15 protein-coding genes and 1 pseudogene are annotated in these 19,223 nt (G+C 45.8%); 8 read left to right on the plus strand and 8 right to left on the minus strand.

Going from position 1 to position 19,223, the window contains the following annotated elements; translation table 11 throughout:
• The first annotated feature begins 2 nt into the window (after window positions 1–2).
• The 3 genes from Q1X33_RS02055 to Q1X33_RS02065 are packed head-to-tail and all read left to right on the plus strand — an operon-like array spanning window position 3 to window position 4,122.
• A complete protein-coding gene (locus Q1X33_RS02055; protein WP_005225502.1) occupies window positions 3–941 on the plus strand; it encodes a MoxR family ATPase in 939 nt (312 codons plus the stop codon).
• Between the two features lie 2 nt (window positions 942–943).
• The gene (locus Q1X33_RS02060; RefSeq protein ID WP_010747771.1) at window positions 944–1,987 is read left to right on the plus strand and encodes a DUF58 domain-containing protein; all 1,044 of its coding nucleotides are present in this window, start codon (window positions 944–946) and stop codon (window positions 1,985–1,987) included.
• On the plus strand, window positions 1,984–4,122 hold the full coding sequence (locus Q1X33_RS02065) for a transglutaminase family protein (protein ID WP_194185453.1): 2,139 nt from the start codon (window positions 1,984–1,986) through the stop codon (window positions 4,120–4,122). The genes Q1X33_RS02060 and Q1X33_RS02065 overlap by 4 nt, the downstream gene beginning before the upstream one ends.
• A gap of 58 nt (window positions 4,123–4,180) precedes the next feature.
• Here the strand turns inward: Q1X33_RS02065 and Q1X33_RS02070 are convergent, their stop codons facing one another.
• Window positions 4,181–6,832 carry a cation-translocating P-type ATPase gene (locus Q1X33_RS02070; RefSeq protein ID WP_016608271.1) on the minus strand — a complete coding sequence of 884 codons (2,652 nt, stop codon included), beginning with the start codon at window positions 6,830–6,832 and terminating at the stop codon, window positions 4,181–4,183.
• 349 nt (window positions 6,833–7,181) lie between these two features.
• On the opposite strand from Q1X33_RS02070, the gene Q1X33_RS02075 reads away from it, so the two are divergent.
• Window positions 7,182–7,925, plus strand: a complete 744-nt coding sequence (locus Q1X33_RS02075; RefSeq protein ID WP_154694288.1) for an NADPH-dependent oxidoreductase — start codon at window positions 7,182–7,184, stop codon at window positions 7,923–7,925.
• Between the two features lie 120 nt (window positions 7,926–8,045).
• Here the strand turns inward: Q1X33_RS02075 and Q1X33_RS02080 are convergent, their stop codons facing one another.
• Entirely contained in the window at window positions 8,046–8,396 is a 351-nt protein-coding gene (locus tag Q1X33_RS02080) for a hypothetical protein (RefSeq protein WP_010747767.1), read from the minus strand.
• A 160-nt stretch (window positions 8,397–8,556) separates the two neighbouring features.
• Here Q1X33_RS02080 and Q1X33_RS02085 point away from each other — a divergent pair, with 160 nt between their 5' ends.
• Entirely contained in the window at window positions 8,557–8,865 is a 309-nt protein-coding gene (locus Q1X33_RS02085) for a DUF5960 family protein (RefSeq protein ID WP_008378984.1), read from the plus strand.
• A 128-nt stretch (window positions 8,866–8,993) separates the two neighbouring features.
• Window positions 8,994–9,200, plus strand: coding sequence for a hypothetical protein (locus tag Q1X33_RS02090; protein ID WP_010747766.1), 207 nt, complete (start codon window positions 8,994–8,996; stop codon window positions 9,198–9,200).
• A 140-nt stretch (window positions 9,201–9,340) separates the two neighbouring features.
• Here the strand turns inward: Q1X33_RS02090 and Q1X33_RS02095 are convergent, their stop codons facing one another.
• On the minus strand, window positions 9,341–9,634 hold the full coding sequence (locus tag Q1X33_RS02095) for a hypothetical protein (RefSeq protein WP_005234725.1): 294 nt from the start codon (window positions 9,632–9,634) through the stop codon (window positions 9,341–9,343).
• 310 nt (window positions 9,635–9,944) lie between these two features.
• On the opposite strand from Q1X33_RS02095, the pseudogene Q1X33_RS02100 reads away from it, so the two are divergent.
• Window positions 9,945–10,399 (plus strand): annotated as a pseudogene (locus Q1X33_RS02100) (type II toxin-antitoxin system HicB family antitoxin).
• 161 nt (window positions 10,400–10,560) lie between these two features.
• Here Q1X33_RS02100 and pepV read toward each other — a convergent pair.
• Window positions 10,561–11,985, minus strand: a complete 1,425-nt coding sequence (gene pepV, locus Q1X33_RS02105) for a dipeptidase PepV (RefSeq protein ID WP_005225493.1) — start codon at window positions 11,983–11,985, stop codon at window positions 10,561–10,563.
• 160 nt (window positions 11,986–12,145) lie between these two features.
• Between pepV and Q1X33_RS02110 the strand changes: the two genes are divergently transcribed.
• Complete coding sequence (locus tag Q1X33_RS02110; RefSeq protein WP_010747764.1) at window positions 12,146–12,982, plus strand: NAD(P)H-hydrate dehydratase; 837 nt, start codon at window positions 12,146–12,148, stop codon at window positions 12,980–12,982.
• A 74-nt stretch (window positions 12,983–13,056) separates the two neighbouring features.
• On the opposite strand, the gene Q1X33_RS02115 is transcribed toward Q1X33_RS02110, so the two are convergent.
• The 4 genes from Q1X33_RS02115 to Q1X33_RS02130 are packed head-to-tail and all read right to left on the minus strand — an operon-like array spanning window position 13,057 to window position 19,208.
• Window positions 13,057–15,111 (minus strand): beta-galactosidase, encoded by a 2,055-nt coding sequence (locus tag Q1X33_RS02115; protein ID WP_080646954.1) that lies wholly within the window; start codon window positions 15,109–15,111, stop codon window positions 13,057–13,059.
• Window positions 15,108–17,345, minus strand: coding sequence for an alpha-galactosidase (locus tag Q1X33_RS02120; protein ID WP_010747762.1), 2,238 nt, complete (start codon window positions 17,343–17,345; stop codon window positions 15,108–15,110). The genes Q1X33_RS02115 and Q1X33_RS02120 overlap by 4 nt, the downstream gene beginning before the upstream one ends.
• An 8-nt stretch (window positions 17,346–17,353) precedes the next feature.
• Window positions 17,354–17,821, minus strand: a complete 468-nt coding sequence (locus Q1X33_RS02125; RefSeq protein ID WP_010747761.1) for a hypothetical protein — start codon at window positions 17,819–17,821, stop codon at window positions 17,354–17,356.
• 52 nt (window positions 17,822–17,873) lie between these two features.
• A complete protein-coding gene (locus Q1X33_RS02130; RefSeq protein WP_008379001.1) occupies window positions 17,874–19,208 on the minus strand; it encodes a PTS sugar transporter subunit IIC in 1,335 nt (444 codons plus the stop codon).
• Window positions 19,209–19,223: the final 15 nt, after the last annotated feature.

Genomic DNA, 19,223 nt, shown 5'->3' on the forward strand with positions numbered 1-19,223 from the left:
AGATGACCGCTGAATTACAAAAAATAGATGCCTTGATCGCAGAAGTGGAAAAAGTGATTTTAGGCAAACGAGATGTGATCCAATTTACCGTGGCTGCGCTGCTTGCTGGCGGACACGTTTTATTCGAAGATATCCCTGGTGTTGGGAAAACGATGTTGGTCAAATCGTTAGCCAAAGCCATTCAAAGTGACTACAAACGGGTACAGTTTACCCCAGACCTTTTACCTAACGATGTGTTAGGTGTGTCGATTTTTAATTCCCAAAGCCACCAGTTCGAGTTTCGTCCTGGCCCGATCTTCACCTCCGTCCTCTTGGCAGATGAGATCAACCGAACCACACCAAGGACGCAAGCCTCACTCTTAGAAGCCATGTCAGAAAATCATGTCACCATCGACAATCAAACGTACCCATTGAGTCCCCACTTTTTTGTTTTAGCCACGCAAAATCCAATCGAGTATGAAGGAACGTATCCTTTGCCTGAAGCCCAATTGGATCGTTTTTTGTTCCGCCTGCATATCGGTTACCCAGATTTTCAAGATGAGCTCGCCCTCTTGACTGGAAAACGACAGCAAAGCTTGGATCAGATCCAAACCATTTTACATGCTGATGAAGTGACTGCTTTAAAAGCGATGGTCGATGACGTGTATGTCGATGAGCGGGTCGCCCGTTACGCATTGCAGCTGGTTCAAGCGAGCCGTCAGCATAATGCCATTGACCTTGGTATCAGCCCTCGTGGTGGGATCGCCTTCTTAAAAGGGGCAAAAGCGTTAGCGTTGACGGAAGGTCGGACCTTTGTCACGCCGCAAGACTTGCAGCGAATTTTACCAGCAGTCTTCGGTCATCGTTTATTACTGAAAGGTGGCGTTCATGCCAGCACGGAGACCCTTTCAGACTTGATGAAACAGATGATCCAACGAGTGCCTGTCCCAACGAGGAGATAGCGATGAAGAAAAAGAAGCTTGAACGCCTGCTGCGCCTCCTGTTGTTTAGCGCTGCCTATTTTCTGCTGCTGGCTTATTGTGTGATCTTCAATAATAATGCTGGCTGGAGCCTTTGGTTTTTACTGACTTTGTTATTGTTGCTTGATGCAGTATTCTTGCTCCCCTCCCTCAAGAAGGTCCAAATCATTTTAGAAGAATCGATCCAAGCTGAAACACACACAGCGATCACCTTACCGCTGCAAGTCTTCAAGTATCGCCCGACGCTGCTGCCGCTGGTCGATTTCACCTTAAAATTTGACGATCGTTTCAAGGAAAGTCATCACAGCGCCTTTTATCGAGGCAATCTGATTCGGCTGCAGCTGCCTTGGACCCCAAAGGAGCGAGGCATCTATGAAGAATTGCCCGTTCAATTGTACAGCCATGATCTCTTTGGCTTTTTTGAAAAAAGCTACGCTGCAGTTGCGAAACAATCGATTTTGATCCTGCCTAAATTGGCGCCAGAAGCCGTTACCCTGCTGCCATTTTTTAAACAGCAAGTCCGCAGCCAAACCCACGGGGAACCCAATTTTTCTATTCGACAGTTCCGTCAATACCAGTTAGGGGATTCCTTAAAAAATATCGATTGGAAATTATCCAGCAAACAACAGGAATTGATCTATCGCGAACGAGAACATGAAGAAGAACAAGACATCGTTCTGCTCTTTTGGGGAGAAGATCATCCTGCTTTTGAAGAGACTTTATCACTGTTTTATTCGATCCACCATTTCTCGCAAAATCAACGACTTTTTCAGCCGCTCTTGATTGGTGACGGATTGACTTCTCCTTACCAAACGGATGCCGCTGCCTATGCCCAGATCCTTCCCTTCGAGAAAGTTCCTGAAGGGGTACCGCTTTTGACTGGCAGCCATCTTGTCTTCATTACCCCGGTTTTTACCCCACAACTGGAAGACTACCTCAGTCAGTTGGAAGCAAAAAACAGCTGCCAAGTGTTTACCTACGCTGATTTAATGAGGCAGTTGAATAAACTTGAGGAGGCGGTAGGATGAGATTTATTAAGAAAGCGCTGATTGGTCTTCTGACCTTTCTCAGTCTATCACTGGTGATCTTGCCGTTTATCGCAGTTTATGACCTTGGCAATCAGTTCACCCTTTTAACTTATGCCTTTAGTGTCTGTTTGATTTTGACCGTGGTGCCGAAAGTCCGTTACAGTTTGCCTTTGCTGGCAGCCGCTTGGCTGATCGTCTTGTATCGGATCTTTCCTTATGGGACTGCCTTTTCTTTTGATTGGCTGCTGCGTTTTTGGCTAGACCTGCACCGTGCCTTTCAAGAGATCCTCAGCGGTGAAGTCGGCTATATCACCGAACTGGCGGCGGTGACATTGATTGTTAGTTGGGTTTTGTTTTTAGCGATCTTACCGATCGCTTATCAACGCTTTTTCTTGATTTACGCTACCATGATCGGCTACTTGCTAACAGTCGTGATTTTTAATCAATTTGATCTGACGTGGCATTTGATGGGTATTTTTCTTTGTGCCTTGGCTTCTTCACTGATCCAGCGCAGCGTCTTTCAATCCAGTCAAACGATCGCTCCCTGGTTCGCTGTGATGCTATTGATTGGTGGACTAGCCGTCACTGCTGTCTACTTGCCGCAAACGAGCCTGCGGGAACAGTTGGCAGCCCGTTCCACGCCTATACGGACAAATCTGAATCAGCTGGGTTTTTATCAATTTATTGAAGAACATGGCACGCCCAGCGGCTCTCGCACTGGATTCAGTGAAAACGACCGTCAATTAGGCGGACCACTACTGGATGATGCGACGATTTTATTTGAAGCGCAACAAGAAACCCCGCATTACTGGCGGGTGGAAAGCAAAGATTTTTATTCTGGTAAGGGCTGGATCAGTACGAGCCGCGAAGAGGCTCGCTTAGAAGCAGAGGGCGTCACGATCGCGGATCAAAGCTATCAGCAAGCCTATCTTGAGAACGAATCCGTTCGGGTCCAATTTCAAAACCATGGAGACTATGTCCCATTGCCCTATGGACGCAGCACGTTGTCCCTTGAAAACGGTGCTCGCGGATTTCAGATCAGCGACGCCATCCAGCGGGTCGATCTCATTGATCCACTCCCAGACACCACCTTGACCCTCGATTGGGACCATCCAGACTTTGCCGCAGAAAATCTCCAAAATCTGCCTTTGATCTATCCGGATTCTCTGATCGATTATATCCAGTTACCCGATTCTTTGCCGCAGCGGGTACGAGATCTCGCAGCTGAGATCACCACTGAAAGCAACAGTCTGTTTGATCAAGTCACGGCGGTTGAAAGCTATTTGAAAGATCCGCTCGTATTCCGCTATTCCAAAACCGATGCCGTCGTGCCTGCAGAAGAGCAAGATTATGTTGATCAATTTTTATTTGAATCACAAGTCGGCTACTGCGACAATTTTTCCACGGCAATGGTCGTGCTACTACGGAGTTTAGAGATCCCTGCTCGCTGGGCAAAAGGCTTTTCTCCTGGATCTCCTGCAACAGAAAACGGCATTACTACCTATACCATTCGCAACTTGAATGCCCACTCATGGGTGGAAGTCTACTTTGACGGCTACGGTTGGGTACCTTTTGAACCGACCCCTAGTTTCCAAAATCCAGATCGTCCCGTGTTGACTCAAGAATCTACTAAATCCGAAGAAACACCGACCGCTAGCAGCGAAACAACACCATCGAGCAGCAGGGAAACAGAAAGCAGCGAAACCACGACCAGCAGTTCTGCAACAGCCGCGGTTTCCGATGACGTTTGGTTGACTGAGGAGTTGAAACAAACGCTGCGCAATGGCTTCTTTGGAGGCTTAGCTATCCTAGGACTTGGCCTACTTTTCTATTTCCGCCATTCGTTTTTCCGTATTCATTTATGGTTGATCTGCCGCTTTACCAAACAGCCGCTAGTTGCTGCCTATCCTTTGTTTTTACGGCAAACGACGAAAGTTCTGTACCGTAACGAGGCGGAGCCGTTGATCGATTATGCCCAACGACTCGAAGCATTCTATCCACTGTTCCATGGTGATTTTATCCGCTTGACGCAGCAATACGAAGCCTACCTTTACAGCCAAGAACAGCCGGCTGGTCAAGAAGCCTTCTTGAAGCAAGTCGCTGCCCAAATCAGTCAGCTGAAAAAAATCAACTAAGCAGTGAGGATAAACGACAAAAAAACGTATCGATCAAACGATCGATACGTTTTTTGCTTTAGGCGTTTCCTTGACGTTTTTGAACGGCAATAATAATCAGTTTCGTGATTTCCATCAAAACAACTGCCACAGCAGCCATTGCGATACATAGACCGACATGTCCTAAAGTGAAGGTTGCTGGAATCGCAAAGACTTCACGGATGCCAGGAATCAAGGTAATGCTGTATAGTCCACCACAAACGACGATCGCCAACCACACCATTTTATTGGCAAAAAGGCCAGCTTGCCAAGCAGTCTCAGTGTTTGAGCGTGCTGGTAATGTTTGCAATGTTCGGCTCCAGATAAGTGTTGAGAAGGCCATCGCTACACCTAATTCAGGTGATTGGTTCATTCCTAACCATTGTGCCAAAATCACGACAGCGGCAATCAAAATACCACGATACGTTACTGAGATCAATGTTTTTCCAGTGAAGATACCAGCATTTGGATCTCTTGGCTGGCGCTGCATGATCGTTGGTTCGGCTTTTTCCATTCCTAGAGCAATCGCTGGTAATGAGTCGTTGACTAGGTTGATAAAGAGCAGCTGCAAGGCAGTAAATGGATTGTCCCAACCCATCACTAAGGCAAAGACGATCGCAATGATCGCACCTAAGTTTCCAGCAAACAAATACGAAATAGCTTTTTTGATGTTGTCAAAGACGTTTCGGCCAACTTCTACGGCACGAATGATCGAGGCAAAGTTGTCATCCGTCAAGACCATCGCCGCTGCGTCTTTGGCAACGTCCGTTCCGGTTCCCATTGCGATCCCGATATCCGCTTGTTTCAAGGCGGGTGCATCATTGACCCCATCCCCGGTCATGGCAGAGATCTTGCCTTTGTCTTGCCAAGCCCGCACGATACGGATTTTGTTTTCTGGCGAAACACGAGCATAGACTGTGATTTTGTCTAATTGATCCGCTAGTTCGGTTTCAGAAAGAGCATCCAATTCCGTACCGGTCAAGGCTAAGTCGCCCTCGGCTGAAATACCGATCTCTTGTGCAATCGCCACGGCTGTCGTTTTGTGGTCCCCTGTGATCATTACTGTTTTGATACCAGCAGATTTAGCATCCGCTACGGCTTGTTTGACTTCTTTACGAGGAGGATCGATCATCGCCATCAAACCAACCAAAATCAGCTCGTTTTCATCTTCAAGTGTCAATTCTCGTGATTGGGCATCGGTCAATGGACGGTAAGCAAACGCCAAGACCCGTAATGCCCGTTTTGAGAATTCTTCGTTTTGATGTTGTAATTTCTGCTTGATTTCATCTGTTAAAGGCACGACTTGATCATCGATCAAGACTTTGGTACTGCGCCCAAAGACGATGTCTGGCCCACCTTTGGTCAACAATAAATGTTCGCCATCGATCTCATGTAAGGTAGACATCAATTTACGATCAGAATCGAAAGGCAATTCTTGCAAACGAGGAAACTGTTGACGAATTGCCCGATAAGGCTGATTTAGTTTCTCACTGTAATCCAGAAAAGCAATTTCAGTAGGGTCTCCTAGCTTCGCCCCATCTTCACTGATGGCAGCATCATTGGCCAAGACACTGATCTCTACTAAGCGTTTTTCAGGCAATGTCCAGGTGGTTGGCTCATCGGAGAACGTGCCCGTTTGCCCATTTGGTAAATAGTAGTCAACAACGGTCATTTTGTTTTGGGTCAAAGTCCCGGTCTTATCGGTACAAACGATACTCGTTGAACCCAATGTTTCAACCGCTGGTAGTTTTCGAATGATGGCATGACGCTTCGCCATTTGTTTTGTTCCGATCGAAAGAACGATCGTCACGATCGATTGCAAGGCTTCTGGAATCGCTGCAACGGCTACGGCTACCGCAAACATAAAGGCGTTGACTAAGTCTTGTGTCATATCACCTGTTCCGTCACCTAAGAACAACCGTGCGACTTGAACCCCTAAAATAATCAATGAAAGGACTAAGATCGCCAAGCTCAGTTTTTTACTGAAGCTGTCTAATCCTCTTTGCAATGGTGTTTTGTGTTCAACTGTACTTTCCAATAAGCCAGCCACTTGACCGATTTCCGTCACATTACCAGTCGCAGTTACGATAAACCGACCACGTCCATAAGTGACGATCGTTCCACTGAAGACCATGTTGTCACGGTCGCCGATCGGTGCGGTACGATCGATCACCCCTAATTCTTTTTCCGCTGGCGTTGATTCCCCAGTCAGCATTCCTTCATCGACCTTCAAAGAACCCTCTTCGATCAATCGACCATCTGCTGGTACATAGTCCCCAGCTTCTAAAATAACGATATCGCCGACAACCAATTCTTTCGCCAGCACACTTTGTTCTTTGCCATCCCGAATGACGTTAGCATCTGGTGCCGACAGGCTTTTCAAAGCGTCTAACGACCCTTCGGCTTTTTTCGTTTGAATCACACTGACGACGGAATTCAACAAGAGTACTGCGAAGATAACGATCGACTCAACGTGGGCACCCATAACCATTTGGATGATTGCCACGATCAGCAAGACGATCACCATCGCATCTTTGAAGGTATCTAAGAATAAGGCAAAGCTAGATTTCTTAGGTGCTTCCTTCAGCTGGTTCAAGCCATTTTCTAACCGCTTGGCTGCCTCTTGCTGCGTCAACCCCTCTGGACTGCTCTGGACCTCTGCCATAATTTCCGAGATTTCTTTTTGATACATTTCTTTCGCCAATTTTTTTGCCCCTTTTAATTTTATTTTCCTTAGGCACTCTGCTAGAAAAAAAGAGACCTAAGACAAGTATACGCTTGTCTTAGGTCTCACCATTTCAAATAATACCAGAAAGCTGTCGCCAGCTTACTTACTGTTGATATTATCGCAGCTTGCGCCACCGGTTACTCCCCTAAGGAATAATAATAAGAATGTATCATTATCATAACGGAAAATTTTGTGCTTGGCAACTATAAAACATCAATTTGAAAATTTTTTGAAAACATTCTTTTTGTTCCCATTCCTTTTTTTCTGTTACACTAAGGAAGAAAGAAATTTGTACGTTACAGGAGGAAAAACGATGGATCTTTTTGATACTTTTACCCGCCACAGCTCTGTCCGAGATTTTCAACCCCGCCCACTATCAAAGGAACTCAAGCAAAAATTAGTAACGGTTGCCCAGAGCGGTTCCAGTTCGAACTTTGTTCAAGCCTATTCGATCATTGAGGTCAGTGATCCTGAAAAACTGGCTGCCATCGAAGAAATTGCCGGTGCCCCAAATTACATCACTCGAACGGGCGTCTTCTATCTTTTTGTCGCCGACTTACATAAACACCAGCAGCTGCTGACCCAAGCAGGGGTGCCTGATACCCACTTAACCACGATGGAACCATTTATTGTGTCTGTCGTTGATACGACCATCGCTGCCCAAAACATGGTAGCTTCCGCTGAAGCGCAAGACTTAGGAATTTGTTACATCGGCGGCATCCGCAATGATTTGCCTCGTATCGCAGAACTTGTCGGCTTACCAAAATTGACGTTTCCGTTATTCGGTTTAACGATCGGCTATCCGCAACACAGAAATGAGCCGAAAGTCCGCTTGCCCCAAGAAGCGATCGTAAGTGTCGATCAGTATCAACCGCTGACGCAGGAGCAAACAGCCCAGTACAATCAAACGACAGAAGCCTATTATGCACAGCGCAGCAGCAATCAACAGCAAACCAATTGGCAAACGAAAATGACGGAATTTTTCCGTGAACCGCGACGTCCAGATGTCGCGGCCTTTATGAAACAACAAGGCTTCTCAGACCACTTCGGCGAATGAGGACACTAATTTCCACGGGAAAATAAAAAAACGATCTTTGGCAAGGAATCTTGTCAGGATCGTTTTTTGCTTGGTGTAAAAAATCAGGTTCAGGCGGCTCTTGTATCTTTGTCATGCTAATTAACGTGTGGCTTCTTGTGCGGCTTCGTTGACGGCAACTGCCTGCTCACATTTTTCCATTAATGCTACTAACGCTTTATCTAACACTGCTTCATTTTCGGAGGTTCGCTGACTGATTTGCGTCATAGGCTGCGCCGCAAGATCCAGCAAATAGGTAGGGATTGCTTCTTTTTCAGCAAAAGTGCCCTTGATCAGCGGCTGGTAGACAGACTCGCCACAGGGTCCGGTTTTGATAAAGGCTAGTTCGAACTGCGCCTTCCCTGACAAACGCAACCGATAGACCCCTTCTTTGGTCAGCAGTTTTTCATCGGCAAAGCGTGCCTGTAATCGTGCGAAACGTTCGTAATCCATAGTATCTGCTCCTTTTTGATTCCTTCTTTTCTCTAGTGTAGCAAATTTCTTGTTAGCATAACATCTTTTTCATAGAGAACGCCTCCTTTTTCCTCGCTCGGTGATTTTTCACTTTACAAACAGAACAAACGTTCGTATAATTCAAGTGAGGTGAATGTGTATGCCAGCTGCAAAAATCGCTTATGCAAAACAAGAAACCTATGCATTTGAAAAACACTATTATGAATTGGTAAACTTTCCCACACCAGTGGCGCTTTTGTTTGATGAATTCGCACTGACGATGGAGCGCAATCAAAAATCGTATATTGCGATCCCCGCGCGCTATTCCGTCTTAAAGGTTCCGCTCGTCTTTGTTTTTCGACTAGAGACTAAGGATGCGCCTGTTTATTATTATGAGCACGTACTCGCTGAAAATAAGATCATTCGCCGCTACAACCCCGAGCGTAACTATTTGCCCGGCGGAAGATAGACCAATGGATCAACCCGTTTGCCATACTTAGCGGTTGCACTCTCCTGATGTATATCACTGAGCAGCAGTTCGAATATTTGTCATCCAAACGAAACCCCTCTATACTAAAAAGAAAGGGGTTTTTCACAATGACGAAAAAACCGCCGCAAACGTCTAAAGAAAAGGAAGCCGCTTCTAACAATATGGGACTGGGGATCGGTGTCGGAATGGCATTAGGTGCTGCATTTGGGCTGCTGTTTTTTGACAATCTAGCATTAGGCATGGGTTTAGGCATCGCACTAGGGGTAGCGATCGGTGCGGGCATGGATCAAAAAAGCAGCAAAGACAAGAAATAGCTGCAGCAAGGAGCTGTGTTTATCTGTCACAGCTTGCTGCCCAGTAAATACCAAAAAAGCCTAGGTTCTGCACTTGTTGTGCAGGACCTAGGCTTTTTTACTTCGAGCAATATTCTCGAAAGCAGCTGCTTCACAGTTGGTTACAGCAGATTTCTTTTCGCCATTTCTGCGCGATACAGTTCATAGACCGCATCACTTTGCTTTGCATGGCTGCGGTAAAAGAGCCCATAAGAGAAAATCGCTTGGAAATTGCTTCCTTGATTTGCTCGTGCTACAGCGTGGTACAAATTCGCCAACTGCTGATCAGACATCTTCCCGCTTTTGATTCGTTTGGCAACTGCTTTTTGGGAAAGGGTAAATAAAATCGTTGTAAATACTTGATAAACCACCCAAATCGCCAGAATAACCAAAATAAATTTCACCAAATCAGGCATCACTTTTCAACTCCTTACAAAAAGTAAATCATTCAGATGATTTGATGTCAATAATAAAATAGAACATTTTCATTGATAATAGACACAAAGATTTTTAAATTACCACAAAAGATGATGTTCTTTCAATCATCAGAATTTCTGAATTGATACTCTCCTCTTAAAAAAAATTGCCTATTGTTCAGTATTTATGACACTGGTACAATTGAAAAAGCAACAACTCTTGCTTAAGACTACTGGGTACTAGTAAAAAATAAGAGCGCTACCATTGTAATCAGATCTGTAGCGAATCGCGAAAAAGGAGTTGTACACTATGTTAGCAAGTTACCCTGCATTGTTTTATTACACCGATACAGACGAAAACGAAGTGAAGTATTTTATTTCTTTTCCTGATTTTCCTGAGCAAGTCGGCACTCAAGGCTTAGACATCGCCGATGCTTTATTCATGGCATCCGATTGGCTCGGAATCGTTTTGGCAGATTGTATTGAAAATAATCGGGAGATTCCGCTCTCTACCCCCATTAATTGTTTATCACTGGAAGCGAACAATCCATTTATAGACGATTTAGATTTTGAATTCGATTACGACAAAGAAAAATCATTTCTATCGATGGTCCTTGTTGATGTTTCAGAATATTTAGAGAATCAAACCTTCGTCGAGAGAAACTGGCGATTCCTCAATGGGCGGATAAACTAGGACGAACTATGCATTTAGATTTTTCAGAAATCCTCACTGACGCAATCCTAAAGAAAAAATGTAAAGACTGATTGCTTCTACACCTCATCACTATGAGGTGTTTTTTACTACTCATCCCCCTGTTCCATACTAAAAAGTGCGGCATTCTCTCACATGAAAAACATACGAGAATGCCGCACGAAACGTTCAATTGTATTTATTTAGCAAGTGAACAGACCCAATCAATGTCTCTTTATTTCGCCAAACGGTAGATAGCATCTGCATAGATCACGGCTGCGTTGAATAGGTCATCCAAGCTCATGAATTCATTGGCTTGGTGCATGGTGTCGACATAGCCAGGGAACATTGCGCCATAGGCAACGCCGCGTTTCAATAGACGGCCGTATGTGCCGCCGCCGATGATTTGTTCGAAGCCTTTTTCGCCAGTGTGTTCTTCATAAACCGCCAATAAAGTTTCTACCAATGGATCATCTGCTGGTACGTAGTGAGGTTCCATGTTGCGATCATTGCGGGTAACGGTTGCCCCTTCCATACCGACGGTGCGTTCCACACCGATTTCAAGTCCTTCCGCAGTTACGCCTTTAGGATAACGGAAGTTCAATGCGATAAAGTTGTCTGCTTGCGTTCCTGCTTGGTTCGCTTTGAAAGCAAACAAGCCAGCATTCATGGTCAATTTACCCATTTTTTCGTCTTCGTACGCCACACCTAATTTTTCACCGTAGAAATCTTCATGGACATAGGCTGCTGCTGCATGGATGAATTGTTTTGCGCCGCCGCCAAAGGCATAGTTATCTAAGAAGACTGCTAAGAAAGTCCCCGCATTGATTCCTGATTGTGGGCTGGCACCATGAGCACCTTTACCGACTAATTCGATCGTCACTTGTTCATTTTCTGTTTCAATCGTCCCCGTCACTGGATTGGCTTCAACGTAATCGAAAAAGGCTTTTTCGATCGCTAATGCTTCTTCTGTTGATGGAGCAATGAAGCTTGCTGTTGCCGTTCCTGGTACCATATTTTCTCGCAAGCCAGCAGTAAAGCTTTGCAGCGTGAAGTCTCCTTCATTGTTGCCTTGGAAATGGATCCCTAATGTCACATTTCCTTTTTCTCCATTAATGATTGGGAAATTGGCATCTGGTGAGAAGCCAAAATCAGGCTTTTCTTCATGCTCAAAGTAGTAATCCATATCTGCCCAGCCGCTTTCTTCATCAGAACCAACGACAAAACGGATTTTTTTCGATAATGGCAAGCCCAATTCTTTGATGATCTTCATCCCATAATAGGCAGCCATTGAAGGACCTTTATCATCAGAAGAACCACGAGCATAGATTTTGTTGTCATTGATGACTGGATCATAAGGATCGGTTGACCAGCCGTCACCTGCAGGAACAACATCCATGTGGCCGAAGATCCCTAATGTTTCGTCTCCTTCACCAAATTCGATGTGACCAGCGTAGTTATCGACGTTTTTGACTGTGAAGCCATCACGTTCGCCATAAGCTAGCATGTGTAGCAACGCATCACGAGGTCCAGGACCAAATGGCGCATCCGCAGTCGCTTTATCATCTTCTCTTTCACTTTTCACTTTCAATAGATCAATCAAGTCGTTCAGCAAATCGTCTTTGCGGGCTTCGACCTCTTTTTTCCAATCGATTGTCATAGTGTTCCCTCCATTTCTTTTCTCGCTATTTATGATAACACTCTTAAACCAAAAAAGGAAAAAAAATTGCGCCTTTTTCCATGGGTCTTTTCTATGAAATTTCTAGGAAACAGGTATAATAAATATAACTCGATTTTTGATTAACGAAAGGAGTCATTGCATGGAGCAACTTGATTCTGCAATTTTATCCAAAGTGATCCAACAGCGCCCGACAAAAAGCCACAAAGGCACTTTTGGCCGAGCCGTTTTAGTAGGGGGCAACCGCCAATTCGGTGGGGCGATCTTAATGGCTGCGCAAGCCTGTGTGTATGGGGGAACTGGTTTGACCACCGTGATCTCCGATGGCGTCAACCGAACCGCCCTGCACGCCCGCTTGCCTGAAGCGATGTTTGTCGATTGGCAGCAAACAGAACTGATCGATACGGTCACCGAATCGGCAGACGTCCTACTGATTGGTCCTGGATTAGGCGAAGGAAAAAGCAATTTTGATCTGCTGCAGCGGATCGTTTCTGCCCAAAAAGAACACCAATGGTTGGTGATCGATGGTTCGGCGATCAATTTGGCTGCCAAATATCCGCTGATCATTCCCTTTCCTGAACAAGTCGTCTTCACGCCGCATCAGATGGAATGGCAACGGCTCAGCGGACTGGCAATTGACGACCAGACAGAGGAAAACAATCAGCAAGCCCAACAAAAACTCGGAAGTCTGGTAGTCTTAAAAAGCCATCGCACACAAATTTACGGCAGCAGTATCGCCCAAAATCCCCTCGGAACACCCGCTATGGCGACTGGTGGGATGGGTGATACGCTGGCAGGCATGATCACCAGCTTTTTGGCACAGTTTGAAAAAACAGAGGAAACGATCCAAGCGGCTGTCTATCTCCATAGCCTGATTGGCGAAGCATTGGCAAAAGAGCACTATGTCGTTTTGCCGACACAAATCAGTGCCGCATTGCCTCAATGGATGAAAAAGTACCAAGCATCCGATCCAGAATGATTTCTGATAAACCATTCATCAAAAAAACGTCCCTTTCTGCATTTGTCGAAAGGGACGTTTTTTCCAATGGTCAGCTAATTGTTAAAATAAACCACTCGCACTTCATACGGCGCCAAGGTTGCTGTTTGAGGGACTGCTTGATTGGTCTCTAAATCAACGACTTCTTTGATCAAGTGTAGTGTCTGCTCTTTCTCAGAAAAATTCATGATGAAAAAGTATGTTCGTTCTGGACTGATCCTGCCTTGGATCGAGACTGCAGGATTGGCATGCGCGATCCTTTCCTCTGCCAAGGACAGCTCACGGACCAAAGAGGCATAAAACTGTTCGAAAAAGTCATAGTTGGTGCGAGCTGCCAGATAGTAGGCGGTGCCTGCACCAAAGGCATTTTTGGTGATCGCAGGTGTTCCTTGGTAAAAATCCGCTTGATACTCCCCTAGTACCTCCGCTGTTTCGGCTTCAATGATTGCAGAATAGTCCCGTGTTTCAAAGGGCTGTCCTTGAAAAACCAACTGATTGTGTTCAGTGTCAAAAAGAGTTTCCAGCTCCAGCACGTTGATGCCTAATAACCCTCGCAACGGCTGTGGCAAGCCCCCCAGATACAACAAGTCGGTTTCATTGACCATGCCGCTAAAGTAACTGGAAATCAAGGTACCACCAGCTTCCGTGTACTGGCAAAGTTTTGCCATCGTCTCCGATGACATCAAGTAAAGCATCGGAGCGATCACCAACTGATAGTCAGAAAAATCTTGCTCTGGGGTCAAAATATCGACAGCGATGTCTTGTTCCCAGAAATAACGATAATGCTCCTGCAACGTTTGCGGATACCGTCTGGTTGGTCGACCAAACCCGCCGCCTCGCTTCAATGCCCAGTTGCTTTCCCAGTCAAATAGGATCGCCACTGCTTTTTTTCTTGTGGTTCCTTGAATCTCTTTGATTTTTTCCAAGCGCTTGCCGTAAGCCGCAACTTCTTTGAAGACCCGATTCTCTGTGGAATCATCATGTCCCACGACTGCCCCATGGAATTTTTCTGAATTGCCGCGGGATTGGCGCCATTGAAAATACAAGGTACTATCTGAGCCATGGGCGATCTGCTGCATGGCACTCAACTGATGGACACCAGGCTTTTTCGCTTTATTGAAGGAATGCCAGTTAACAAAACTCGGCGTGCATTCCATCACTAAAAAGGGCTGTTTCTTCAATGACCAGTACTGGTCATGCACATAGGCGGATTTCATCGCTGTCGCTGCCAAGGATTCAAAGTTGTTGTTCCAATCAGGGTAACTATCCCAGCTAACGATGTCCACATGGCGAGCGAACTTGCTGTAATCAATGCCTTCTAAAGGAATAAAATCTTGGGTAGCATGTCCTTCCGCCATAAAATTCGTCGTCACAGGAATGTCCGGTGTCAGTTGACGGATCGGCGCACATTCATGCAAATAAAAATCGATCGTCCTATCTGTGACAAATCGTTTCCAATCAAGATCCATGCCATGCACTTTGTGTTCCCCTAAAGGTGAAGGCGGTAAAACCTGCGACCAATCAGAGTACGTACCGCCCCAAAAAGAAGTCCACCAGGCATGATTCAACGTGGCTAAATCACCATATTTTTTTTGCAGCCAGCTGCGCCAGTTTTCCTGACAATAGGAGCAAAAGCATTCCCCAGAGTACTCATTGGAGATATGCCACATGGCTAATGCCGGATGCTTGCCGTAACGTTTTGCCAACTGTTGATTGATTTGCGTCACCTTTTCCCGATAGATCGGTGAAGAGTAACAGTGATTGTGGCGAAACCCATGGGTATGTTTTTGTCCTTGGGCGTTGGTCCGATTGACTTCGGGATACTTTTGGCTCAACCATTGAGGACGCCCACCGCTAGGAGTGGCCAAAATGACTTTGCCGCCGATGCCATGGATCTGATCAAACACACGATCCAACCAGTCAAACTGATAAACGCCTTCTTGCGGCTCTAAGGCACTCCAAGCAAACACCCCTAATGTGACGGTGTTGACATGGGCTTGCTGCATGTAGGCAAGATCCTTTTGCAAGATTTCTGGATAAGCCAGCCATTGATCGGGGTTGTAATCCCCGCCATGCATAAACTGCTGATCAAACAATTGATTGCTCATCATTCTACTCCTTTTTTGGCTTGTAACTGGTAAACAAATGATTGAAAATCGCCAGTGACTTGCGCTGTTCCATGGTTGACGGCATTAAACTGATAGGGTTTACGCAACCCTAATTGCTTTAACAGCTGACCAGAGACAGTTTCGCCATTGACCTGGTACACCTGTTGGGTATTAAGAAAGGCTGCGGGCAAAAAGTCTTCCGCCGTCGGATTGGCTTGTGCCAACACACGAAAGAAAGCAATCAATGCTTCTTCGTTTTGCGGATCATACACTGCCCAAGTCGTTTCATTGGCATGGTCCAACTGTTGCAGCTGGTAAAAAGTGCCAAAGGTCAGCAATTGCCGCTGTTTTTTATAAAAGACGATTTGGGATTTGATTGCCTGCTTTTCAGCTTCAGACAAGTGAAAGAGATCGAGTTCATACCCCAAAGGCCCAAACATTGCGACGGTTTGCCGAAAGGCTAAAGACGTTGCCCGGCCGACTTGGTGGTTTGGTGCCGCCGACACGTGATTGCTGAAGGAGGACAAAGGATACCCTAACAACGTTCCGCTTTGGATGGCTAAACGTTCCACTGCATCACTATCATCACTAGGCCAAATCTGCGGACTGTAAAATAAGATCCCTAAATCGTATCTGCCCCCGCCGCCAGCACAGCCTTCGATCAAAAGGGTCGGAAACGCCGCTAAGATTTTTTCATATAAGCGATAAAGACCTAAAATGTAGCGATGATAAAACTCCGTCTGAGAAATTCCCTGTTCCGCTAAATAGGGAGAGTAAGCTTCAGTGATATTGCGGTTCATATCCCATTTGATGTAATCTAGCTTGGTTTCAAGGATCACTTTTTGCATCGCTTCGAAAATCGCCTCGACCACTGCTGGATTGGCAAAATCCAACACGTATTGCCCGCGCCCCACAGAGATCCGCTCATAAGGATGCTTGACTACCCACTCAGGATGCTCTTGGTACAACTGACTATCTGGCGAAACCATTTCTGGTTCAAACCAAATCCCCAGTTGCAGCTGCATGGCATGAATTTTCTCAGCAAAAGACCCGATTCCTTTTGGAAATTTGGCAGGGTCCGCCACCCAATCGCCTAATGAACTGCGGTCGTCGTTGCGTTTTCCAAACCAACCATCGTCCAGCACAAAGCACTCCATCCCTAATGCCTTGCTTTCTTGGGCTAAGGTCAACAGCTTTTCTTCATTAAAATCAAAATAAGTCGCTTCCCAATTATTAAAGACGATCGGTCGCTGCCGCTTTTGCCAATAAGGGGCAATCACATGCTTTTCGATAAATTGGGCGGATTCTTGACTCAAGCCATTCAGACCAGCAGCGGTGAAGGTGAAGAGACATTCTGGGGCTTCAAAAGTTTCTCCTTGTGAAAGCTGCCAGCTGAAATGCTCAGGATGTATCCCCAACATCAATCGAACGTTGTCCCACTCATCCATTTCCGCTTGCGCCAAAAAGTTGCCGGAATAAATCAGGTTGGCACCATAGACGTGACCAGTGTCATTGGTGGCTTGCTGTTCTTTTAAGGCGACAAAAGGATTGTGCTGATGACCAGACGCTCCTTTTAACGAGCCGACACTGATCGTCCCTTGGGTCAAAGGGACCGTCTTGATGTGCCGTTCTTTCAGCCATGCGCCTGAAAGATGCAGCAGTTCAAAATCGCGATTTTTCAGTTCCAAGACACCACTCAAAAAGCGCTGGATGGTTCTCGGCTTGCTCCCCGTATTGGTCAGTGTTTGCTGCCGCGTGATCGTTCCTGATCCTTTGAAGATCGTATAGGTGATCGCCAGTTCCAGCTGCCGCTCTTGATCTACTAATTCAAAGACGATGCTTTGGCTTTCATCAGCAGAAGCAAAGCTGGCTGGTTGCGCCAGCTTTCGTTCTTTGCCCTCAAAACAGTGAAAAGCCACAAGTTTAAAATCAACATAAAGTGGGGTTTCTTCCTCAAAGACCGACACTGCCCCTTCTCGAAAATCAGAAGTCCCATACGTTGGCAATTCTTGAAAACGGTCCGCCAAAGTAAAAAGATTGTCTGCTTCAAAAAATTTGACGGTTCCTGCCGATTTATTCTCTTTTTTCTCAAGGTACGCTTGATCAAACGGCGCCAGTGTGCCTAGAGATGGCCCAAAATAGACATGACCCAGTTGCTGATTTGGTAACACATTTATGATATAACTGATTTTTTCATTGTATAAGTGAAAGAGTTGTTCATTCCTAATTTCTATCATTGCTATCCTCAATTTTCCCCATTTTTTTCATTTGTCCCTGCTCGTTGACAAGCTGCTTCAAGATAACGCAAGCGTTTTTTGACACCGCGATTGAAAAAGAATTTGTAAAACAGCGCCGCCAGCATAAAACTGTAGGTTGTTTTCTGCTGCTCAAAACGGCTTTGTTCCGAATACGTGACTTGCAACTTCCCTTTTCGTCCTGGAGCAAAACTGTACCGTTGATCGATCACTCCTTCTTCATGGGTCGTACGAAGCCACAGCTCATCCGCGGCAATTTTTTTGACCGTCATGACGGCAGGTACCAACCGCGGGGCGGTTTTGGTTTGGATCATCGTTTCAATACGGCAGCCTTCCCCGAACGGTTCTTGGGCTTGTTTGGCTAGAAAGAATTTCTCTTGTTCCGCCAATAACACACGGGAAAAGTCCGTAGGTGTGGTATTCATTTGATAACTGCAAGACAATGTATCGGTTCTCATCACAAATTCCTTTCTAAAGGGTGCGCTATTGCATTCCTTTCCGTTTCTGGGCTTATCTTTCTTCTACCCTTTGATTGATCGTTTCAGATGCCGCTTGTTCATTTAATGCCGCTTCCGCTTTTTCTTCTTTCAAGTACCCGCGATCCATTACGATCAAGAATGGCACCCAGATCAAGGTCATTACGGCAACCGTCACTAACTGTAAGATTGCGCCGGCAACAGAACCCGTGCCTAACCAACCAGATAAGAAGACCGGGGTCGTCCAAACAACCGTTGCTCCGATTGGCCGCGGCACCAAGCCTGCGGCAATCGCAAAGTAAGAGATCGTTGTACTGGCTAATGGGGCTAAGATCCATGGGACAAAAGCGATCGGGTTCAAGACGATCGGCAAACCAAAGGTCATCGGTTCAGATACGTTGAAAACAGATGGAGCGATCACCGTCTTCATTAATTTTTTCATCCGAATCGAACGAGCGATAAAGAAGGCCATCGTAATCGAGATCCCCAGCTGCATTCCTTGATTGACGAACACGCCCATAAACGTAGTGTTAATGATATGGGGCAGTTGTTCCGCCCCTGCTTTGTAGGCTTCATAGTTTTCGATCGCTAACGCATTCATGATTGGATCGATCACCGCATTGACCACTAGTGTTCCGTGAATCCCAAACCACCAGAAGAATTGGGTGAACAAGACGGCGATCAGTACTGCTGGCAACGTACCGCCTAAGCCCATTAATGGTTTTTGCAAAATCTCATAAACGAAATCAACGGCATTGCCCCATGAAGTAAAGGTGAACAAGTAGCGAATCAAATTGAAAAGGAACAACGGTGCCGCACCAGGAATGATGGCGACAAAGGATTCTGCGATCATTGGCGGAACCGAATCTGGCATTTTGATCGTCAGCCCAGCCGCACTGATTTTGCAATAGATCTGCGTAGCGATAATGGCCGTGATGATTCCGACAAACATTCCCTCAGCCCCTAATTTCGACAAGGGGATCACTGTACCTAACTCTTCGGATGAGCCAAAAGGCAGCAGCATCAAAAACGAAGACAGTGAGATGGCACCCGCAAATAATTTGGCTTGTCCATACTTGCCAGCCAACTGATAGCCGATCCCAAAAACAACGAAAATAGCGGTGATACTCATGGTCGCATTTCCGATAGGACCAAAAAAGTCGTTTAGAAACGTGATGAATCCCTCTGGAAGTTTTTCCGAGAGTCCGAAAGTAGCAGGCAGATTCTGAATAATAATCATAATTGACGCAAACATTGTTGCAGGAAAAGCGACCATAAACCCATCACGCAGACTTAACAAGTATTTGTTGTTGGCAATGATCTGAGCAAAAGGCACCATCTTTTCGGCTAATTTATCAATAAACTTCATTTCGTTTTCTCCTTT

Origin of the sequence: Enterococcus sp. B2E4, assembly GCF_030499455.1 — a bacterium.
Lineage (GTDB): Bacteria > Bacillota > Bacilli > Lactobacillales > Enterococcaceae > Enterococcus_D > Enterococcus_D casseliflavus.